This window comes from Patulibacter medicamentivorans, from assembly GCF_000240225.1.
GTDB lineage: Bacteria > Actinomycetota > Thermoleophilia > Solirubrobacterales > Solirubrobacteraceae > Patulibacter > Patulibacter medicamentivorans.
Window position 1 is genome coordinate 1 of the sequence record NZ_AGUD01000081.1, and the last position, 17,494, is coordinate 17,494.

20 protein-coding genes, 1 tRNA gene and 1 pseudogene are annotated in these 17,494 nt (G+C 75.9%); 17 read left to right on the forward strand and 5 right to left on the reverse strand.

Annotated features, from left to right (window positions below):
* A pseudogene (locus PAI11_RS07565) lies at window positions 1–538 on the reverse strand (hypothetical protein); the annotation flags it as partial.
* An 89-nt stretch (window positions 539–627) separates the two neighbouring features.
* On the opposite strand from PAI11_RS07565, the gene PAI11_RS07570 reads away from it, so the two are divergent.
* The 5 genes from PAI11_RS07570 (at window position 628) to PAI11_RS07590 (ending at window position 3,882) form a co-directional block, all read left to right on the forward strand.
* Complete coding sequence (locus PAI11_RS07570; RefSeq protein WP_007572621.1) at window positions 628–1,137, forward strand: PH domain-containing protein; 510 nt, start codon at window positions 628–630, stop codon at window positions 1,135–1,137.
* Window positions 1,127–2,758, forward strand: a complete 1,632-nt coding sequence (locus tag PAI11_RS07575) for a PH domain-containing protein (protein WP_007572623.1) — start codon at window positions 1,127–1,129, stop codon at window positions 2,756–2,758. Before PAI11_RS07570 ends, PAI11_RS07575 begins: the two co-directional genes overlap by 11 nt.
* A gap of 69 nt (window positions 2,759–2,827) precedes the next feature.
* Window positions 2,828–3,028 carry a hypothetical protein gene (locus PAI11_RS07580; RefSeq protein ID WP_007572625.1) on the forward strand — a complete coding sequence of 67 codons (201 nt, stop codon included), beginning with the start codon at window positions 2,828–2,830 and terminating at the stop codon, window positions 3,026–3,028.
* Window positions 3,012–3,686: a hypothetical protein gene (locus PAI11_RS27775; RefSeq protein ID WP_007572627.1), complete on the forward strand. Its 675-nt coding sequence runs from the start codon at window positions 3,012–3,014 to the stop codon at window positions 3,684–3,686. The genes PAI11_RS07580 and PAI11_RS27775 overlap by 17 nt, the downstream gene beginning before the upstream one ends.
* Window positions 3,687–3,808: 122 nt before the next feature.
* A tRNA-Met gene (locus PAI11_RS07590) sits at window positions 3,809–3,882 on the forward strand.
* Window positions 3,883–3,985: 103 nt separating this feature from the next.
* Here PAI11_RS07590 and PAI11_RS07595 read toward each other — a convergent pair.
* Complete coding sequence (locus PAI11_RS07595; protein ID WP_040599042.1) at window positions 3,986–5,491, reverse strand: S8 family serine peptidase; 1,506 nt, start codon at window positions 5,489–5,491, stop codon at window positions 3,986–3,988.
* A gap of 46 nt (window positions 5,492–5,537) precedes the next feature.
* Window positions 5,538–5,714 carry a hypothetical protein gene (locus tag PAI11_RS26925; RefSeq protein ID WP_007572631.1) on the reverse strand — a complete coding sequence of 59 codons (177 nt, stop codon included), beginning with the start codon at window positions 5,712–5,714 and terminating at the stop codon, window positions 5,538–5,540.
* A gap of 38 nt (window positions 5,715–5,752) precedes the next feature.
* Here PAI11_RS26925 and PAI11_RS07605 point away from each other — a divergent pair, with 38 nt between their 5' ends.
* Both PAI11_RS07605 and PAI11_RS07610 read left to right on the forward strand, forming a co-directional pair.
* Window positions 5,753–6,046 (forward strand): hypothetical protein, encoded by a 294-nt coding sequence (locus PAI11_RS07605; protein ID WP_007572633.1) that lies wholly within the window; start codon window positions 5,753–5,755, stop codon window positions 6,044–6,046.
* Between the two features lie 7 nt (window positions 6,047–6,053).
* Entirely contained in the window at window positions 6,054–6,356 is a 303-nt protein-coding gene (locus PAI11_RS07610) for a DUF4031 domain-containing protein (protein ID WP_007572635.1), read from the forward strand.
* A 30-nt stretch (window positions 6,357–6,386) separates the two neighbouring features.
* On the opposite strand, the gene PAI11_RS07615 is transcribed toward PAI11_RS07610, so the two are convergent.
* Window positions 6,387–6,767 carry a hypothetical protein gene (locus PAI11_RS07615; protein ID WP_007572637.1) on the reverse strand — a complete coding sequence of 127 codons (381 nt, stop codon included), beginning with the start codon at window positions 6,765–6,767 and terminating at the stop codon, window positions 6,387–6,389.
* A 117-nt stretch (window positions 6,768–6,884) separates the two neighbouring features.
* On the opposite strand from PAI11_RS07615, the gene PAI11_RS07620 reads away from it, so the two are divergent.
* The 9 genes from PAI11_RS07620 (at window position 6,885) to PAI11_RS07660 (ending at window position 16,273) form a co-directional block, all read left to right on the forward strand.
* Window positions 6,885–7,589 carry a Crp/Fnr family transcriptional regulator gene (locus PAI11_RS07620; protein ID WP_007572640.1) on the forward strand — a complete coding sequence of 235 codons (705 nt, stop codon included), beginning with the start codon at window positions 6,885–6,887 and terminating at the stop codon, window positions 7,587–7,589.
* A gap of 120 nt (window positions 7,590–7,709) precedes the next feature.
* The gene (locus PAI11_RS24110) at window positions 7,710–9,407 is read left to right on the forward strand and encodes a Vgb family protein (RefSeq protein ID WP_007572642.1); all 1,698 of its coding nucleotides are present in this window, start codon (window positions 7,710–7,712) and stop codon (window positions 9,405–9,407) included.
* A 3-nt stretch (window positions 9,408–9,410) separates the two neighbouring features.
* On the forward strand, window positions 9,411–11,159 hold the full coding sequence (locus PAI11_RS07630) for a CHASE2 domain-containing protein (protein WP_040599048.1): 1,749 nt from the start codon (window positions 9,411–9,413) through the stop codon (window positions 11,157–11,159).
* Window positions 11,160–11,271: 112 nt separating this feature from the next.
* Entirely contained in the window at window positions 11,272–12,207 is a 936-nt protein-coding gene (locus PAI11_RS07635; protein WP_007572645.1) for a LysR family transcriptional regulator, read from the forward strand.
* Between the two features lie 188 nt (window positions 12,208–12,395).
* On the forward strand, window positions 12,396–13,742 hold the full coding sequence (locus PAI11_RS07640) for a D-arabinono-1,4-lactone oxidase (protein ID WP_007572647.1): 1,347 nt from the start codon (window positions 12,396–12,398) through the stop codon (window positions 13,740–13,742).
* Entirely contained in the window at window positions 13,739–14,950 is a 1,212-nt protein-coding gene (locus tag PAI11_RS07645; protein ID WP_007572649.1) for an amino acid deaminase/aldolase, read from the forward strand. The genes PAI11_RS07640 and PAI11_RS07645 overlap by 4 nt, the downstream gene beginning before the upstream one ends.
* A 48-nt stretch (window positions 14,951–14,998) precedes the next feature.
* Window positions 14,999–15,244 carry a FitA-like ribbon-helix-helix domain-containing protein gene (locus PAI11_RS07650; RefSeq protein ID WP_007572651.1) on the forward strand — a complete coding sequence of 82 codons (246 nt, stop codon included), beginning with the start codon at window positions 14,999–15,001 and terminating at the stop codon, window positions 15,242–15,244.
* Complete coding sequence (locus PAI11_RS07655) at window positions 15,241–15,663, forward strand: type II toxin-antitoxin system VapC family toxin (protein ID WP_007572653.1); 423 nt, start codon at window positions 15,241–15,243, stop codon at window positions 15,661–15,663. Before PAI11_RS07650 ends, PAI11_RS07655 begins: the two co-directional genes overlap by 4 nt.
* Window positions 15,664–15,733: 70 nt before the next feature.
* The gene (locus PAI11_RS07660) at window positions 15,734–16,273 is read left to right on the forward strand and encodes a ribonuclease H family protein (RefSeq protein WP_007572654.1); all 540 of its coding nucleotides are present in this window, start codon (window positions 15,734–15,736) and stop codon (window positions 16,271–16,273) included.
* Window positions 16,274–16,294: 21 nt separating this feature from the next.
* Here PAI11_RS07660 and PAI11_RS07665 read toward each other — a convergent pair whose 3' ends face one another.
* Window positions 16,295–17,215 carry a LysR substrate-binding domain-containing protein gene (locus PAI11_RS07665; RefSeq protein ID WP_040599050.1) on the reverse strand — a complete coding sequence of 307 codons (921 nt, stop codon included), beginning with the start codon at window positions 17,213–17,215 and terminating at the stop codon, window positions 16,295–16,297.
* 70 nt (window positions 17,216–17,285) lie between these two features.
* Here PAI11_RS07665 and PAI11_RS07670 point away from each other — a divergent pair.
* Window positions 17,286–17,494: hypothetical protein (locus tag PAI11_RS07670; RefSeq protein ID WP_040599052.1), on the forward strand; the 209-nt coding region annotated here is incomplete at its 3' end.

Here is a 17,494-nt window from a genome sequence, read left to right on the forward strand (position 1 = left end):
CGGTCGGATGCGGGCGCTGCGGCCCGAAGTCGGCGCGCAGCTCGCCCGCCGCCAGCCGCCGGCCCAGCTCCGCCGGCCCGCCGCGCCGGACCTGCGCCCGCGTGCGCCCGTCGCCGAGCAGCCCGTAGAGCAGGACCGGCAGCCCGAGCTCGCCGAGCAGCTGACCGAGCAGCAGCGCCTCGACGATCGCCGCTCCCCGCCGCCGGTCGTCGAGGAAGACGATCGGCGCGACGTCCAGCGCCCCGACGTGCGGGTGGATGCCGCGCGGCGTCCGCAGGTCGATCCGCTCGATCACCGCCCGCGCGCCGCGCGCCACCGCGCCGGCCAGCGATCCCGGCGTGCCGGCGAGGGTGTGGACCGCGCGGTGGTGGTCGGCGTCGACGTGGGTGTCCAGCAGCCGCGCGCCGCCGGCCGCGTAGGCCCCGCCGACGGCGGCGACCGCGGCTCGGTCGCGCCCCTCGCTGACGTTGGGGACGGCGATCAGCAACCGCGGATCGGCGGCGTCGGTCGGGATCGTCGTCGCGGCCGGCCGGTCCATGCGGGGCCACGCTAGCCGAGCCGCGTCCGCCGCGGCGCCTGTCCGGTCGGTCCGCGCCGGCGCCCCCTGACGAGCCGTAGGGTGGCGCCATGGACGACGAGCGCTCCCCCCGCTCCGCCGGTCCGCCGCTGCCCGGTGACGTCGGGCGCCAGCGGCTCTCCGACCGCGCGGTCGCCTACTGGCGGATCGGCACCGCGATCGTGGCGCTGCCGCTGGCGATCGCCGCGACCGTCGCCGCGGTCGCCTCCGGGGCGCCCGGCGGGCTCGCGACCACGATCGTCGTCGTCGCCTGGGTCGCTGCGGCCGCCGCGATCGCCCTGCTGCCGCCGATCCGCCGGCGCCGCTGGTGGTACGCGATCGGCGAGGAGGAGGTCGACCTGCACCACGGCCTGGTGATCGTCACCCGCACCGTCGTGCCGATGGTCCGGGTCCAGCACGTCGACCTCCACCGCGGGCCGCTCAGCAGCCAGATGCGGCTGGCCGAGATCGAGCTCCACACCGCCGCCGGGTCGGTCAGGATCCCGGCGCTCGATCGCGACGAGGCCGAGCGGATCCGCCTGCGGGTCGCGACGCTCGCCCGGATCCCCGATGACCTCTGATCCGGGAGCCGGCGCGCCCGAGCCCGCACCCGAGCCCGCGGCGGCCACCGATCCGGCACCGTCCGGTCCGGCCGCGCCCGGCGAGGCCGACGAGCGGCGCCTGCACCCCGCCTACCTGCTGATCGGCGGGCTGAAGGTCGCCAAGAACCTGGTCCCGGCCGCGATCGGCCTGGTCGTCGCCCTGAAGGAGACCGGGCTGCTGGCGCTGATCGCCCTCGCCGCGATCGCGGTCGGGGCGGCGGTGGTCGAGTGGCGGGTCACCCGCTACGCCGTCGTCGACGGGGCGCTGCGGCTGCGCAGCGGGCTCCTCAGCCGCTCCGAGCGGGTCGTTCCGGCGTCGCGCGTGTCGGCGGTCGACAGCAGCCGCGGGCTGATCCAGCGGCTGTTCGGGCTCGTGTCGCTCGAGGTCCAGACGGCCGGCGGCGGCAAGCAGGCGGAGATCAAGCTCGAGGCGGTCACCTTCGACGAGGCCGAGCGGCTGCGCGGCGCGCTCGGGCACGGGAGCGCGCCCGGGCCGGCCGCAGGCCTCCTTCCCCACCCCGAGCGGCCGGCCACGGTCGCCGCGCCATCGCCCGCGGCTCCCGCGCCCGTCGTCTACGCGATCACCGCCCGCGAGCTGCTGATCGCCGCCCTCACCGGCCCGCAGCTGGGGATCGTGGCGGTCGCCGTCGGATCGCTCGCGTCGCAGGCCCGCGACCTGCTGCCGGAGCGGCTGACCGAGGACGCCGGCAACACCCTCACGCACTCAGGGCCGGGCACGCTGGCGCTGCTGGCGCTCGGCGCGCTGCTGGTCGCGGCGGTCGTCTCGACGATTGGGACGGTCCTGGCCTTCGCCGAGTTCACCGTCACCCGCGACGAAACCCGCCTGCGCGTGCGGCGGGGCCTGCTGACCGAGCGGACCGGGACCGTCCCGCTCGACCGGGTCCACGGCGTGCGGGTGGTCGAGGGCCTGCTGCGGCGGCCGCTCCGCTACGCCACGATCCAGGTCGAGGTCGCGGGCTACAGCGGCGAGGACCAGCTGACCCGGACGCTGGTCCCGCTCGTCCACCGCGACGCCGTCCCGGCGCTGCTCGAGCGGCTGGTCCCGGGGCTCGACTGGCCCGCGCGGCTGCACCGTCCCCCGGCCCGCGCCTGGCGCCGCTACCTGACGGCGCCGGTCGCCGCGGGCGCGGTCGTCGGGGTCGCCGGCGCGCTGCTGCTGCCGGGCGGGCTGGCGCTGCTGGGACTGCTGGGGCCGCTGCTGGGCGCGCTGGCCGGTCAGGCGCGCTGGCGGGCCGCCGGCTGGCACCTGACGCCGGGGACGCTGGCGCTGCGCTCGTGGTGGATCAGCCGGGTGACGCTGCTGGCGGTGCCGGGCCGCGTGCAGCGGGTGGCGGTCCACCGCAACCCGCTGCAGCGGCGCGGCGGCCTGGCCACCCTCTCGACGGTGCTGGCGACCAAGCGCCGCGGCCGGATCGCGCAGCTGGACGTGGCGACGGCGGCGGCGTTGCAGCACGCGATCGTCCGGCGGACCGGATTCGACGGCGTCGCGGTCGCTGCCGGGCCGGCGGGCGCGCCGATCGCGCGCGACCGGGGGACCGCCGCCCCGGGCCAGATGCCCCCGGGCGCCCCGTCCCGCTGATCCAGGGGGTGCGAACAGGGGGGTCGTCCCTCACGACGCGGCGCCGCCGCCGGGCCAAGGTGGTGCTCGATGACGACACCGACGCCGATCGTCCTGGTGCTGGAGCTGGACCCCGAGGTCGAGCCGATCACCGGGCGCGTGCGCACCGCCGCCGGGCGCGACCTCCCCTTCCGGGGCTGGGCCGCGCTGGCGTCGGTGCTGGGCGCGATGACCGGTCCGGTGCCGCCCCCCACACCACCACAGGAGCACCACGATGCAACGCATCCTTGAGTCGATCCGGCGTTCGCGCCTGCTCGCCCTCGTCACCGCCCTCGGCCTGGTCCTGGCCCTCGGCGGGACCGCTACCGCGGCCAAGCTGATCACCGGCGGCGACATCAAGAACAACTCGATCACCGGCAAGGACGTCAAGAGCCGATCGCTGGCGCTGTCCGACCTGAGCACCTCGGCCCGCAAGGCGCTGCGCGGCCAGACCGGGCCGGCTGGTCCCGCCGGTCCCGCCGGCGGCCCGGTCGGGCCCAAGGGCGACACCGGAGCCGCCGGTCCCGCCGGCCCGGCCGGCCCCTCGGGCACCAGCAGCGCGTTCGCCAACGCGGTCGCCAGCCACGTCGTCCAGGGCGCCGGCACCCGCGTCGTCCAGACCCTCAGCCTGGGGCCGGGGCGCTACGTGATCAACGCCAAGCTGACCGCCAGCTCGGCCGGCACCGCGCCGACCAGCTGCACGCTGCGCAAGGTCGTCGGGCTGCTGACCATCGACCAGGCCGAGTTCGATCCGTCCGACGTCGGCCAGGAGATCCCCGTCGCCATGCAGGGCATCGCCGACCTCACCGGCGGCGCGTCCGACATCACCGTCCTCTGCTTCGAGGCCGGCGGCGACCTGACCGTCAGCGACGCCAAGGTCACCGCGATCAAGGTCGACAGCGTCGGCTGATCAGCTGCGAGGGTCACGCAGGGGCACCAGGCTCGCGCGTCCGCCGGGATGGGGCGCACGCGCGAGCCGGCCGCTCCCAGACCACCCTCCCGCGCCGTCTCCCGCTACACTCAGCGACCCCCGCCGGAGTAGCTCAGTCGGTTAGAGCAGCGGAATCATAATCCGCGTGTCGGGGGTTCGAGTCCCTCCTCCGGCATGCCGAGAAGCCCTGGTTTTCCAGGGCTTCTCGTGTTCTCGGGGCCGTCACGCCGCGAGAGCGCAGCGCGACGGCTCAGCTGCTCGATGGTCCCGCCGGTGCCTCAGCGCAGGGTCACGGTGCGCGTGGCGCTGCGGTTGCCCGCCGCGTCGGTCGCCCGGACGACCACCCGATAGGTGCCCGACGGGAGCCGCTTGCCGCTCGAGCTCTTCATCGCCAGCCGGACCTTGCGCGTCTTGGCGTCGGCGCCGACGCCGGCCGTCCCGTCGCGGAACGTGATCGACTGGGTCCGCTGGGCGGCCCAGCGCACGCAGCGCGGCCGGCGGCGGTTGGCGGCCGTGGCCGGCCGGCAGCGGCCGGAGGCCCGGCGTCCGCTCAGCCGTCGCTCGATCGCGAAGCGGACGGTCCCCGGCTCGCTCACCCGCACGGAGAAGGACGCGAAGCCGCGGCTCACGCGGCCGCCGCCGACCGTCAGCGACGGCTTGGTGCGGTCCTGCGAGTCGCCGGCTCCCCCGCCGCCGCCGTTGCCGGGCGCGATCCCGCGTCGCTGCTGGAAGAGCGTCACGGCCGCGGCTGCGTCGACGATCCCGCCGCTGGTGGACTTGCCGGCCCATGCGGGGACCTTGCGGGCGCTGTCGATGATCGCGGCGCGAACGTCGGCCGGCGACGCCGACGGGTCGATCCCGAAGAGGATCGTCGCCACGCCGGCCGCGGTCGGCGCCGCGAAGCTGGTCGCGCACGACGTCGGGCCGAAGCCGCCGCCGTTGGTGGTCGTGATGTTGTTGCGGGTCGGGACCGCCACGTCGACGCTGCGCGGGCCGAAGGCGCCGCAGTCGAGGCCGTCGTCGGGGGCCGAGGTCGAGACGCAGAGCACGTTCGGCGCATCCAGGCCGCACGGCTGGGGGTCGTCGCCGTCGGCGTCGAAGGCGCCGCCGTTGCCCGACGGGATCGTCACGAACAGCGTCTGGGGATGGCTCACGATCGCGTCGCGCAGGCCGTCCTCCAGCGGGCCCGAGAGCCAGCTGAAGCTGGCGACCCGGGCGCCGCGCGCAGCGGCCCAGTCGATCGCCGGGGCCTGCACGGACTGGAAGCACTCGTCGCCGTCCCAGCAGGTCCGCAGGGCGACGAAGCGCGCGTTCGGGGCGACCCCGGCACCTCCGACGCCGTTGTTCCACGCGGCGCCGAGCACGCCGGCGACCATCGTGCCGTGGCCGCTGCCGCCCGGCGGGTCGTCGGGATCGTCATCCGGCGCCAGGGCGCCCGGCGCGTTGGTCCCGATCAGGTCCCAGCCGGGTCGGCCGGCCTGGACCGTGCCCCCGGCGCCCTCGGCGGACGGGGCGGCCACGGCCGACGGCAGCGCGTAGAGCCGCGGCGCCAGGTCGGGATGCTGCAGGTCCAGGCCGGTGTCGGCGACCAGCACCGGCACGTCCTGCAGCGGCCGGCCGGCCAGGTCGAGCGCCTGCGGCACTCGCAGGATGCTCAGCGGCTGCTGCGACGAGGCCTGTGGATCGGTCGGCGCGGCCGCGTCGGCGGCCGGTGCGACGGCGACCAGGGCCGCGGAGGCGGCGACGGTGGCGATTGCGGTGCGGGTGATGGTGGTGATGGACATCTCGGGCTCCTCGGGGCCGGTGAAGACGGGGCGAGCGCCAGTCTGCTCAGCGCCACATGAAGCGATGGTGAAGCGCCGCCGCGACCCGGCGGCGATCCGCCGGCAGGTCGCCCGGCGCATGCCCGTCGACGTTCGGGGCACGACGAGGAACCTCCCAGACCGCCGGACCGCCCGCATCGGGGAGCGCCCCGATCTCGGGCGCGACCGCCGAGGGCGAGGGCATCGTGCGACCTCCGCCGGCCACCTGCCACGATCTCCCCGATGATCCAGGCCGATCCGATCAACGCGCGCTTCGTCGGGGGACCGCTCGACGGGGAGACCCATCTGCTGGCGCACCGGCTGCCGTACGTGCAGATGCCGGGGCCGGACGAGCGGTTCTTCGCGCGGCTGCACATCGAGCGTCCCGAGGCACCGGATCACCTGCTGTACGCGGTCGAGGGCGCGGACGACGAGGAGACGCTGGTCTACCGGTGCCTCGCCGACGCCCCGGCGGGGACGCTGCCGGTGGCCGGCATCACCGCGGCGGCCGACGAGGACGAGGCGCCCGACGCCTGAGCGCACGATGGCCGTCTACGTCGATCCCGCGATCTGGCCCTGGCGCGAGCGCCTCTGGTGCCACCTGCGCGCGGACGACCTGGAGGAGCTGTTCGCGTTCGCGGCCAAGCTGGGCCTGCCCCGCGCCTGGCTCCAGACCAAGCCCGGCCGGCCGTGGAAGGACCACTACGACCTGCCCGAGCCGATGCGGTTCCAGGCCGTCGCGCTCGGCGCGATCGAGATCGACGTCGCCGGCGCGGCGCGGCTGACGCAGCGGCTGAAGGACCGCCACCGCGACGGCGCGGCGCCCGCCCGGATCGCTCCAAGCTGAGGTCCGTCGACCCCGTCGGCGCTCCCGCGGCTACCAGCGCTCGATCCGACCGCGTCCCAGGACGTGGCCGCTGCGGACCGGGACGGCCGTCACGACGACGTTCTCGCGCGTGACCTCGGTCCGCCGGCCGAGCCCGTCGGCGACCGCCAGCAGCAGCCGCTCGATCCGCTCCTGCGGGTGCCGGTCGGCCACCAGCACGTCGACCAGGATCGGGTGCTCGTCCTCGGCCTGGGCCGCCCCCGCGGTGCCGCCGGTGGCGTAGTGGCCGGCCGCCAGCCAGGTCCAGGTCACCGAGATCTCGGCCAGCGCGATCCCCGTCGCCGCCGCGACGTCCTCGCAGAGTCCCTCGACGACGGAGCGCACGTCGGTCGGGTCGTGGGTCGGCAGCGCGCGGACGTGGAGGATCGGCATGGCCGACCTGACGCTACCCCGTCGGCCGGTTCCCGCGACCGCCGGGTCGGCGCAGGTTCGACCGCTCGCGTGCTCCCAACGGTCGTCGGCCGCCGCCGCGGTCGGTACGCTCGCCCCGTGGCCGGCCCGACGCGCACCGTCGACGGCGCCTCCCGCGGGGTCGGCGGGACGTTCCTGGACGCCCTCGGCGAGGACGCCCAGCGCGAGCTGCGGCGCCGCGCCGTCGTCCGCAGGTTCCCGCGCGGCAACGCGATCGCCCACGCCGGCCAGGTCGGCGACCGCGTCCTCGTGCTCGTCTCCGGCCACGTCAAGCTGACCCGCGTCACCGCCGAGGGCCGCGACGTGCTGCTCGCGGTCCGCGGCCCCGGCGACCTGGTCGGCGAGCAGTCCGCGATCGACGGCGACGTGCGCTCGGCCTCGATCGTCGCGCTCGACGCGGTCGAGGCGCTCGCGATCGCGCCCGACGACTTCCTCAACTACGTCACCACGGTGCCGGACGCCGCGCTCTACGTGATGCGCAACCTCAACGACCGGCTGCGCGACGCCGACCGCAAGCGCGTCGAGCACGCCGCCCACGACGTCGTCGGCCGCCTCTCGGCCCGGATCGTCGAGCTCTGCGAGCGGTTCGGCGACGAGGCCCCGGACGGCACCCGGATCGACCTGCCGCTGACCCAGGAGGACCTGGCGGGCTGGGTCGGCGCCTCGCGCGAGGCGACCAGCCGCGGCCTGCACCAGATGCGCGAGCTCGGCTGGGTGACCACCGCGCGGCGCTCGATCGTCTGCCACGACCTCGTCGCGCTGCGTCGCCGCGCCGAGGGCTGAGGCCCTCCCCGGACCCGCCCGCCCGGCCCGGAATCGTCGTCGGCAGGCGTGACCTGGGCTACACTCGGGCCGTGATCGACGGCGTTGTCGGGACCCGGGTCGCCCCCGATCATGCTCGTCATGCCCCTGGTCCGCCACCTGTCGCGCCGGTCCGCGCGACTTCCCGTCGCCGCCCTGCTGGCAGCGTCGTGCGCGCTCGCCCTGCCGATCGCCGCCGATGCCGCGTCGGTCCGTGAGTTCCCGGCGCCGGCGACGCCCAAGGGCATCGCCGTCGGCCCCGACGGCAACCTCTGGTTCACCGAGCCGGGCGCCGGCCGGATCGGGCGGATGACGCCCGCCGGGACCGCCACCGACTTCCCCGCTAGCTCGCCGCAGAACGTCGCGCCCGCGCCGACCCAGCCGTCCCGGATCACCGCCGCCCCCGACGGCAACCTCTGGTTCAGCGACGCGCTCGGCGGGATCGGCCGGATCCGGACCGACGGCAGCGTCGTCCGCCCGGCGCTGCCCAGCCCCGGCGGCACCGACGGGATCGCCGTCGGCTCCGATGGCGCGATCTGGTACACGAAGCCGGCCTCCAACGTGATCGGCAGGATCGACAGCACCTTCGAGGGCAACGCCGAGTACCAGCTCGACGGCAACCGCCAGCCGGGCGACATGGTCAGCGGCCCCGACGGCGCGCTCTGGTTCGTCGAGCCCGCCTCGAACTCGATCGGCCGGATCACCACCGCCGGCCAGGTCAGCCACTTCCCGATCCCGACCGCGAACGCCGACCCGCGCGCGATCGCGATCGGCCCCGACGGCCAGCTCTGGTTCACCGAGCGGGCCGGTCGCAGGATCTCCCAGATCACGACCGCGGGCGCGATCACCGAGCTGCCGCTGCCGGGGACCTCGACCCAGCCGGGCGAGCTCGTCGCCGGCCCCGACGGCGCGCTCTGGTTCACCGAGCTGGCCGCCGGACGCAACTCGATCGGCCGGATGACGGTCCAGGGCGCCGCCTCGCGCTACCCGCTGCCGGGCTCCGGCACGTCGCCCGACGTCACCCGCCGCCCGGACGGGAGCCTCTGGTACACCCGCACCAGCAACACCATCGGCCGGGTGACCCCGGTCGCCTCGCCGACCGCCGGCCAGCAGGTCACGCTCGAGCCGATGGAGCAGACCAACGTCATGCTCAAGCAGCCCGGCGCCCGCTCGTGGACGTCGCTGCCCCAGGAAGGCATGAACGTCGCCGTCGGGACCGAGATCGACACCCGCAAGAGCCACGTCCGCGTGACCGCCGCGATCGGCACCGGGACCCCGCTGACGAAGACCGCCGACTTCTACGACGGCCGCTTCAAGGTCGTGCAGCCGGCCCGCGCCGACGCCCAGGTCGACCTGGTCCTGACCGGCCAGCTGATGAACTGCACGCCCAAGCGGGCCGCGCGCCGGACCACGACGGTCCGCGGGACCTCGGCGAACCCCGGGCTCGGCGCGCCGGCCGTCAACGGCAGCCTCCACCCCGAGGCCGCCGTCGTCAGCGGCCGCGCGACCGCCCGGACCGCCGCGATCGCCCGCCGCCCGACGGTCTCGCGCGCCACCGCCAAGAAGCCGCCCAAGCGCAAGGGCCGGCGGCTGTGGGGCAACGGCAAGGGCAGGTTCCGGACCCGTGGTCGCCGGGCCGCCGCGACCGTTCGCGGGACCAACTGGCTGGTCGAGGACACCTGCGGCAAGTCGACGCTGGTCCGCGTCCGCGAGGGCACGGTCCTGGTCGAGGACTTCGAGCGCCGCCGGACCGCGATCGTCAACGCCGGCCAGCGCTACGTCGCCAAGATCCGGCGGTAGCGGGTGATCGATCGGACGCGGCGATCACGGCTGGTCGTGCTGCTCGCCGTGGTGCTGGCGGCTGCCGGCCTGGCGATCGCCGCAGACGCCGGGAAGGTCCTGCGCGAAGCCGAGCGCGCGACCGTCGACGCGCGGTTCCGCCTGCGCGGCGGGGATGCCGAACGGGTGGGACCGGTGCCGATGGCGCTGGTCCTGATCGACGATCGGACGATGCAGGAGCTCGGCCGCTTCCCGTTCCGGCGGCGCTACCACGCCCAGGTGATCCGCCGCCTGACCCGGGACGGGGCCCGCGCGATCGCCTACGACGTCCAGTTCACCGAGCCCTCGGAGCGGCCGACCGACGACGACGCGCTCGTCAGGGCCGTGGCCGGTGCCCCGCCGATCGTCCTCTCGACCACCGAGGTCAACGAGGACGGCGGCACCAGCGTGCTCGGCGGCGACGACCTGCTCCACGAGATCGGCGCCGTCGCCGGCAACACGACCGTCGACCTCGACAGCGACGGGGTGCTCCGCCTCTTCGGCGCCTCGTTCGACGGCCTGGTCAGCTTCCCGGTCGCGGTCGCCCAGCGGGTCACCGGCCATCCGGTCGACCGGCGGGCGTTCGGCGGCGGGCTGACGTGGGTCGACTACGTCGGCTCGCACCGGCTGATCCCCCGCTACTCGTTCTCCCAGGTCGTGCGGGGCCAGGTCCCCGCGTCCGCGTTCCGCGGCCGGATCGTCGTCGTCGGCGCTTCGGCGCCGTCCCTCGGCGACGTCCACGCGACCCCGATCGACGCGGTCACGCCGGGCCCCGAGCTGCAGGCCAACGCGATCGCGACCGTGCTCCGCGGCGTCCCCCTGCGCAGCGCCCCCGGGTGGATCGGCCTGCTCATGACCCTCCTGGCCGCCGTTCTCGCGCCGCTCGTCGCGCTGCGCCGCGGGCCGATCGCGACCTTCGCCGCGGCGGTCCTCGGCGGCGTGCTGCTGGCCGCCGTCGCCTACCTGCTGTTCGTCGCCGCCGATCGGGTGGTGCCGGTCGCCGAGCCGGCGGTCGCGCTGCTGCTGAGCACGCTGATGGCGCTCGGCGTCAGCGCCGCCTACGCTGCGATCGAGCGCGAGCGGACCCGCGCGATCTTCGGGCGCTTCGTCGCCTCCGACGTGGTCGACGACGTGCTGGCGCGGACCGACGACCTGCGGCTCGGCGGCCAGCGGGTCGACGCGACGATCCTCTTCTGCGACCTGCGCGGGTCGACCGCGCTGCTGGAGGGGGTCGCGCCCGAGGCCGGGATCGCGATCCTCAACCGCTTCCTGACGGCGATGAGCGACGCCGTCGACGCCCACGGCGGCACCCACGTCGGCTTCCGCGGCGACGGGCTGATGGCGGTCTTCGGCGCGCCACTCGACCAGCCCGACCACGCCGACCGGGCACTCGCCGCCGGCTGCGAGATGGTCGGCCCCGCGCTGCAGCGCTGCCTCGCCGAGCTGCGCGAGGCCGGCCTGCCCCACGACCTGACGATGGGCGTCGGGATCGCCTCGGGCGAGGTGATGGCCGGCAACGTCGGCTCCGAGCGCCGGATGGAGTACACCGCGATCGGCGACGCCGCCAACCTCGCCGCCCGGCTCGAGGGGATGACCAAGGAGCAGCCCTACGCGGTGCTGCTGGCCGGCGCGACGATCGAGCGGCTGCGGACCCGGCCCGCGTCGCTGGTCTTCGTCGGCGAGGTCCCGGTCCGCGGACGGGCGCAGCCGGTCGACCTGTGGGCGATCGGCTGAGGACGCGCCGCGTCGAGCCGGACCCGAGATTCCACGATCGCCCCTGGATTGCCGGGGCGAACATCGGATCTCGCGCCCTCCGCCGGCCCTGCCGACCTGCAATGTTCCCGTTGTGGATCTCTCCACCCGCCAGCTGCGGTCGTTCGTCGTCCTCGCCGAGGAGCTGCACTTCACGCGCGCGGCGGCCCGGCTGTACGTCGCGCAGCAGGCGCTGAGCCGGCAGATCCGCGAGATGGAGTCGCGGCTCGGCGTGCGGCTGCTCGACCGCACCACGCGGCGGGTCGCGCTGACGCCGGCCGGCGAGGCGTTCCTGGAGTCGGCGCGGACCGCGCTCGACGTGCTCGACGCCGGGATCGCGCGTGCCGGCAGGATCGGCCGCGGCGAGATCGGGACCCTGAAGCTCGGCTTCCAGCCCGGCGCCGCGCTCGAGCTGACCGCGCCGATCCTCGACGGCTTCCGCGACCGCCACCCCGACGTCGCCGTCGAGCTGCGGGAGTTCCTGTGGGACGACCCGTCGGCCGGCGTCGTCTCCGGCTGGGCCGACGTCTCGCTGACCCGCCCGCCGTTCGCCGGCGACGGGATCGAGCTGCTGCCGCTGGTCCACGAGCCGGTCGTCGCCGCGATGACCCGGAGCCACCGGCTGGCCGGGCGCGGCAGCATCCGGATCGCCGACCTGCTGGACGAGCCGATGGTCGTCGGGCGCTCGGCCGACGCGATCTGGACCGCCCACTGGACGCTCGCCGACCACCGCGACGGGCGGCCGGCCCGGATCGCGATGCACACCACCTCGCACACCGAGGAGCTGGACGTCGTCGCCGCCGGCGTCGGGGTGATGGTCACGCCGGCCGCGGCCGGCCGCTTCACCCCGCACCCCGCGATCGCCTACGTCCCGATCGACGACCACCCGCCGGCGGTCCTCAGCGTCGCCTGGCGGAGCGACGAGCGCGGACCGCTGGTCGACGCGTTCCTCGCCGTGGTCCGCGACGTGCTCGACGAGCGGGCCGAGCTGGTCGCCCGCATGGAGCGCGGCGAGCAGTCGATCGCCTGACCGCGGGCGGCGAGTTCCCACGATCGCCATCGCCATTCGGGGCGAACCGTGGGATCCCGGGGCGCCGTGCCCGCTGGACCGCGCGCCGCTCAGCACGCACGCGTTGTGGATCCCGCGCGGATCGGGTGTTTCACAACCCGCGCGCCAGCGCCTACGGTCCGCGGTGGGAGAGCGACAGGAGCGCGACGATGGCGATCAGCGGCACGACCTTCACGAACTGGGCGGGAACCGAGCGGTGCACGCCGGCGCGGATCGTCCGGGCGCGGACGATCCCCGAGGTCCAGGAGGCCGTCCGCCGCGCCGCCGCCGACGGCCTGCCGGTCAAGGCCGCCGGCAGCGGCCACTCGTTCACGGCGGCCGCGATGACCGACGGCGTCCTGGTCGACATCTCGGGGCTCGACCGCGTGCTCGACATCGACCGCGAGCGGAGGCTGGTCCGGGTCGAGGCCGGGATCGCGATCCACGCCCTCGCCGACGCGCTGGCCTCCCACGGCCTGGCGTTCGAGAACCTCGGCGACATCGACCGCCAGTCGATCGCCGGCGCGATCGCCACCGGCACCCACGGGACCGGCGGCACGCTCGGCAACATCTCCTCGCAGGTCGTCGGCGCCGAGCTGGTCGACGGCCGCGGCGAGCTGGTCGCGCTCGACGGCGTCGACGACCCCGACGGCCTGCGCGCCGCGCGGGTCTCGCTCGGGGCGCTCGGGATCGTGGTCGCGGTCACGCTGCGCTGCGTTCCCGCCTACGTCCTGCGCGGGGTCGACACGACGGCGCCGCTGGAGGAGGTCCTAGAGTCGGTCGACCAGCGGGTCGCCGACCACCGGCACTTCGAGCTGTACGCCTTCCCCCACGCGCCGCGCGCGCTGACCCGCACCAACGACGTGGTCGACGAGCCGGCGGCGCCGCCCGGCCGGCTGGAGCAGTGGCTGCGGCAGGGGCTGCTGGAGACCTACACGCTGAAGGCGTTCTGCGGCGCCGGCAAGCGGGTCCCGCGAGCGATCCCGCGGCTCAACCGGGCGGTCACGCGGCTGGCCGGGACCAGCGTCCGCACCGACCGCTCGGACCGGATCTTCTCCAGCCCGCGAGACGTCCGCTTCGTCGAGATGGAGTACGCGCTGCCACGCGCCGCGACCGTCCCCGCCCTGCGGGAGATCCTGGCCACGATCGACCGCCGGGGGTTCGCGGTCAACTTCCCGATCGAGGTCCGGTTCGTGGCCGGCGACGACGCGCTGCTCTCCCCCGCCCGCGGCCGCGAGACCGGCTACCTGGCGGTCCACATGTACCGCGGGATGCCGTGGGAGCCGTACTTCCGGGCCGTCGAGGCGATCGCCAACGAGCACGGCGGTCGCCCGCACTGGGGCAAGCGCCACTTCCAGACCGCCGCGACGCTGGCCCCGCGCTATCCCGAGTTCGAGCGCTTCGCCGCCGTCCGCGCGCGACTCGACCCGGACGGCCGGTTCGCCAACGCCTACACCGACCAGGTGCTCGGCCCCGCCCGCCCGGTCGGGTCGACGGCGGCGGCGGTCGCCCGATGACCGGCTCCGCTGACCAGCACGCCCGCCTGGAGCGCGCCACCGACGGCCTCGACGCGCCGTTCGCCTGCGTCGACCTGGACGCGTTCGACGCCAACCGCGCCGACATGGCCCGGCGCGCCGGCGGCACGCCGATCCGCGTCGCCTCGAAGTCGATCCGCTGCCGTGCGCTGATCCGGCGGGCGCTGGACGACCCGGCCTATCGCGGCGTGCTGGCGCTGACCCTGCCCGAGGCGCTGTGGCTGTCCGATCACGGCCACGACGACATCGTCGTCGCCTACCCCTCGACCGACCGCGGCGCGCTGCGGCGGCTGGTCGCGGTCGGCGGATCGGCATCCGACCCGCCCCAGCGGCTGGCGGTGATGGTCGACGCGGTCGAGCACCTCGATCTGCTGGAGCGGGCCGGCGCCGACGCGGAGCGCCCCGTCGACGTCTGCCTGGAGCTGGACTCCGGGCTGTGGCTGGGCGGCGGACGGGTCCGGATCGGCGCCAAGCGCTCGCCGCTGCACACGCCGCAGCAGCTGGCGGCGCTGGCCGCCGAGGTCGTGCGGCGCCCGGGCCTGCGGCTGGTCGGCGTGATGGCCTACGAGTCCCAGATCGCCGGCGTCGGCGATCGGCCCGGCAACCTGCTGATGGGCCGGACGATCGGTGCGATGCAGCGACTCTCGGCCCGCGAGCTGGCCCGCCGTCGCGGTCGCGCGATCGCCGCGGTCGAGCGGGTCGCAGGTCCGCTGGCGCTGGTCAACGCGGGCGGCACCGGCAGCCTCGAGTCCTCCTCCAGCGAGCGCGCCGTGACCGAGGTCGCCGCGGGCTCGGGCCTGCTGGCGCCGGCGCTCTTCGACACCTACTCGCGGTTCACGCCCGCGCCGGCCGCGTTCTTCGCGCTGCCGATCGTGCGCCGACCGGGCCCCGGCGTCGTCACCGCCCTCGGCGGCGGCTACGTCGCGTCCGGCGCGGCCGGCCCCGACCGCCTGCCCCGGCCGACCTACCCGGAGGGCCTGCGCCTGGACGGGCAGGAGGGCGCCGGCGAGGCCCAGACGCCGCTGCTCGGCGAGGCCGCGGACCGGCTGGCGATCGGCGACCGGGTCTGGTTCCGCCACACCAAGGCCGGGGAGCTGTGCGAGCGCTTCGACCGGCTGTTCCTGATCCAGGGCGACGAGATCGTCGACGAGGTCCCGACCTACCGCGGCGAGGGCCGCTGCTTCCTCTGAGTCGCTGTTGCTAGCATTGCTGTCAACGATCGCATTGGAGGCGACACGATGGCGACGATCACCGTTCGGGATCTCGACGACGCCCTGAAGGCCAAGCTGCGGGTGCGCGCCGCCGAGCACGGCCGCTCGATGGAGGCCGAGGTCCGCGAGATCCTGCGGATGACGCTGCTCGAGGACCGCAGCGCGATCGCCCTCGGCTCGCGGATCCGGGAGCGCTTCGGCGGACTGGCGGCCGACGACCTCCTCGCCCCGCGCGCGAGCGATCCGGCGCGCGCCGCGGACCTCGACCGGTGATCGCGCTCGACACCAACGTGCTGTCGGAGCTGATCCGCTCCACGCCGGCCCCGCAGGTCGTCGCCTGGGTCGACGCGCAGGACGCCCGCGTCGTCACCCTCACGTCGATCACGGTCGCCGAGCTGCGCTACGGCGTCGCACGGCTGCCGGAGGGCGCGCGCCGGGATCTGCTCGCGACCGCCGTCGAGGGACTGCTGCTCGAGGACTTCCGGGGGATCGCGCTGCCGTTCGACGCCGCGGCCGCCGCGCACTACGCCGAGATCGTCGCCGCTCGCGAGCGCGGCGGGCGCCCGATCGGCATGGCCGACGGGCAGATCGCGGCGATCTGCCGCGCCAACGGCGCCCGCCTGGCCACGCGCAACGGGCGCGATTTCGAGACGACCGGCGTCGAAGTCCTGGACCCCTGGCGGCACCGCTGAGCGCGGTCCGGCGAGGCCTCCCACACGGACCGCCCGGCGCGGGCCGGGGCACGCGTATCCTCCGGCGCCGATGCCCGCTCCACGACGCGCCTACCGCTCCCGCCCGAAGCAGAAGCTCTCCGACGACACCGTCGAGCAGCGGCCCGGCGAGTACCTGATCTGGACCGACGGCGCCTGCAAGGGGAACCCGGGCCCGGGCGGCTGGGCGGCGATCGTGGTCCCGCCGGCCGAGAGCGGCGGGACCGCGGTCGAGCTGTCCGGCGGCGACCCGGCGACCACCAACAACCGGATGGAGTACACCGGGGTGCTCGAGGGCCTGCGGTCGCTGCCGGAGGGCAGCACGGTCGCGATCGTCACCGACTCCCAGCTGGTCCTGAACTCGATGACCAAGTGGCTGGCCGGCTGGAAGCGCAACGGCTGGCAGACCGCGTCCAAGCAGCCGGTCAAGAACCAGGACCTGGTCGTCGCCCTCGACCACGAGCTGGGGCGCCACGCCGCCGTCCGCTGGCTCTGGGTCCGCGGCCACGAGACCGGCGACGAGCACGCCCACAAGGCCTTCAACGACCGCGCCGACCAGCTGGCCGTGGCGGCGGCCGCCGCGGTCGCGTAGCCACCGCGACGACGCGAGACCTCAGGCGGCTCGTCCCGCCGTCGCCGCCCGCGCCGCGGCCACGAACGCCCGCACCAGCGCGGTCTCCGCCCGCTCGTGCCAGGCGACGCTGGTGACGGTCGGCTCGGCGTCGCGGACCGGCACGTAGGCGATCCCCGGCCGCGCGTGGTGGGTCGCCGCCGTCCGCGGGACCAGGCAGACCCCGGCGCCGCTGGACACCAGCGCCAGCAGCTCCTCGGCGTCGCCGACCTCGGCGGCGATCCGGCCCGGCAGGCCGTGGCGGCGCTGCTCGGCGAGCCAGCGGTCGCGCCAGGCCGGGTTGGCCGCCTCCGGCTGGGTCAGGAACGCCTCGTCGACGAGGTCGGCCATCGTCAGCGATCCGCGATCGGCGAGCCGGTGCCCGGACGCCAGCGCCAGCACCCGCGGCTCCCGGTCCAGGACGACGATCCGCAGGCCGGCGGTCACCTCGCCGTCGAGGTCGGGATCCAGCCGGCAGAGCGCCACGTCGACTTCGCCGCGCAGCAGCCCGGCCGCTCCCTGGAGGACCCGGACCTCGATCTGCAGGCCCGGGCGCTCGGCGAGCAGCCGCTCGCGGATCGGCGGGAACAGGACCGCGCCCGCCGTCCCCATCAGCCCGACCCGCAGCGGCACGGCGATCCCGCCGGCGCCCCGGACGGCGGCCAGGGTCGCCTCGGCGTCGAGCAGCAGCGGGCGGGCGCGCTCCAGCAGCAGCGCCCCGGCGTCCGTCAGCGCCACGCTGCGCGAGGTCCGCTCCAGCAGCCGCACGCCGAGCCGCTCCTCGAGCTCGCGGATGCGGGCGCTGAGGGCCGGCTGCGACAGGTGCAGGCGCTCGGCGGCGCGCGTGAAGTGGAGCTCCTCGGCGACGGCGACGAACTGCCGCAGGCGACGCAGGTCCAGCTCGGCGACGGTCGCGAGATCCATAGCCGCACCAGTATGGATGGTGCGGAACCGGTCTTGGACGCGCGCGGCTTCGACGCCGACGATCGACGGCATGTCCACCTCCCGCGAGCTGCTCGCCTGGTGCGCCTCCGCGCTCGCCTTCCCCCTCGCCGGCCTGGCCGCACGTGGCCTGGCCGGCCCGATCGACGACCTGCCCGCCGCCGTGGTCGGCGGCGCGACCGCCGGGCTGGTGATCGGCGCCGGCCAGGCGCTGGCCGCCCGCGGACGGCTGCCGGGATCGCCGCCGCGGTGGGCGGCGGC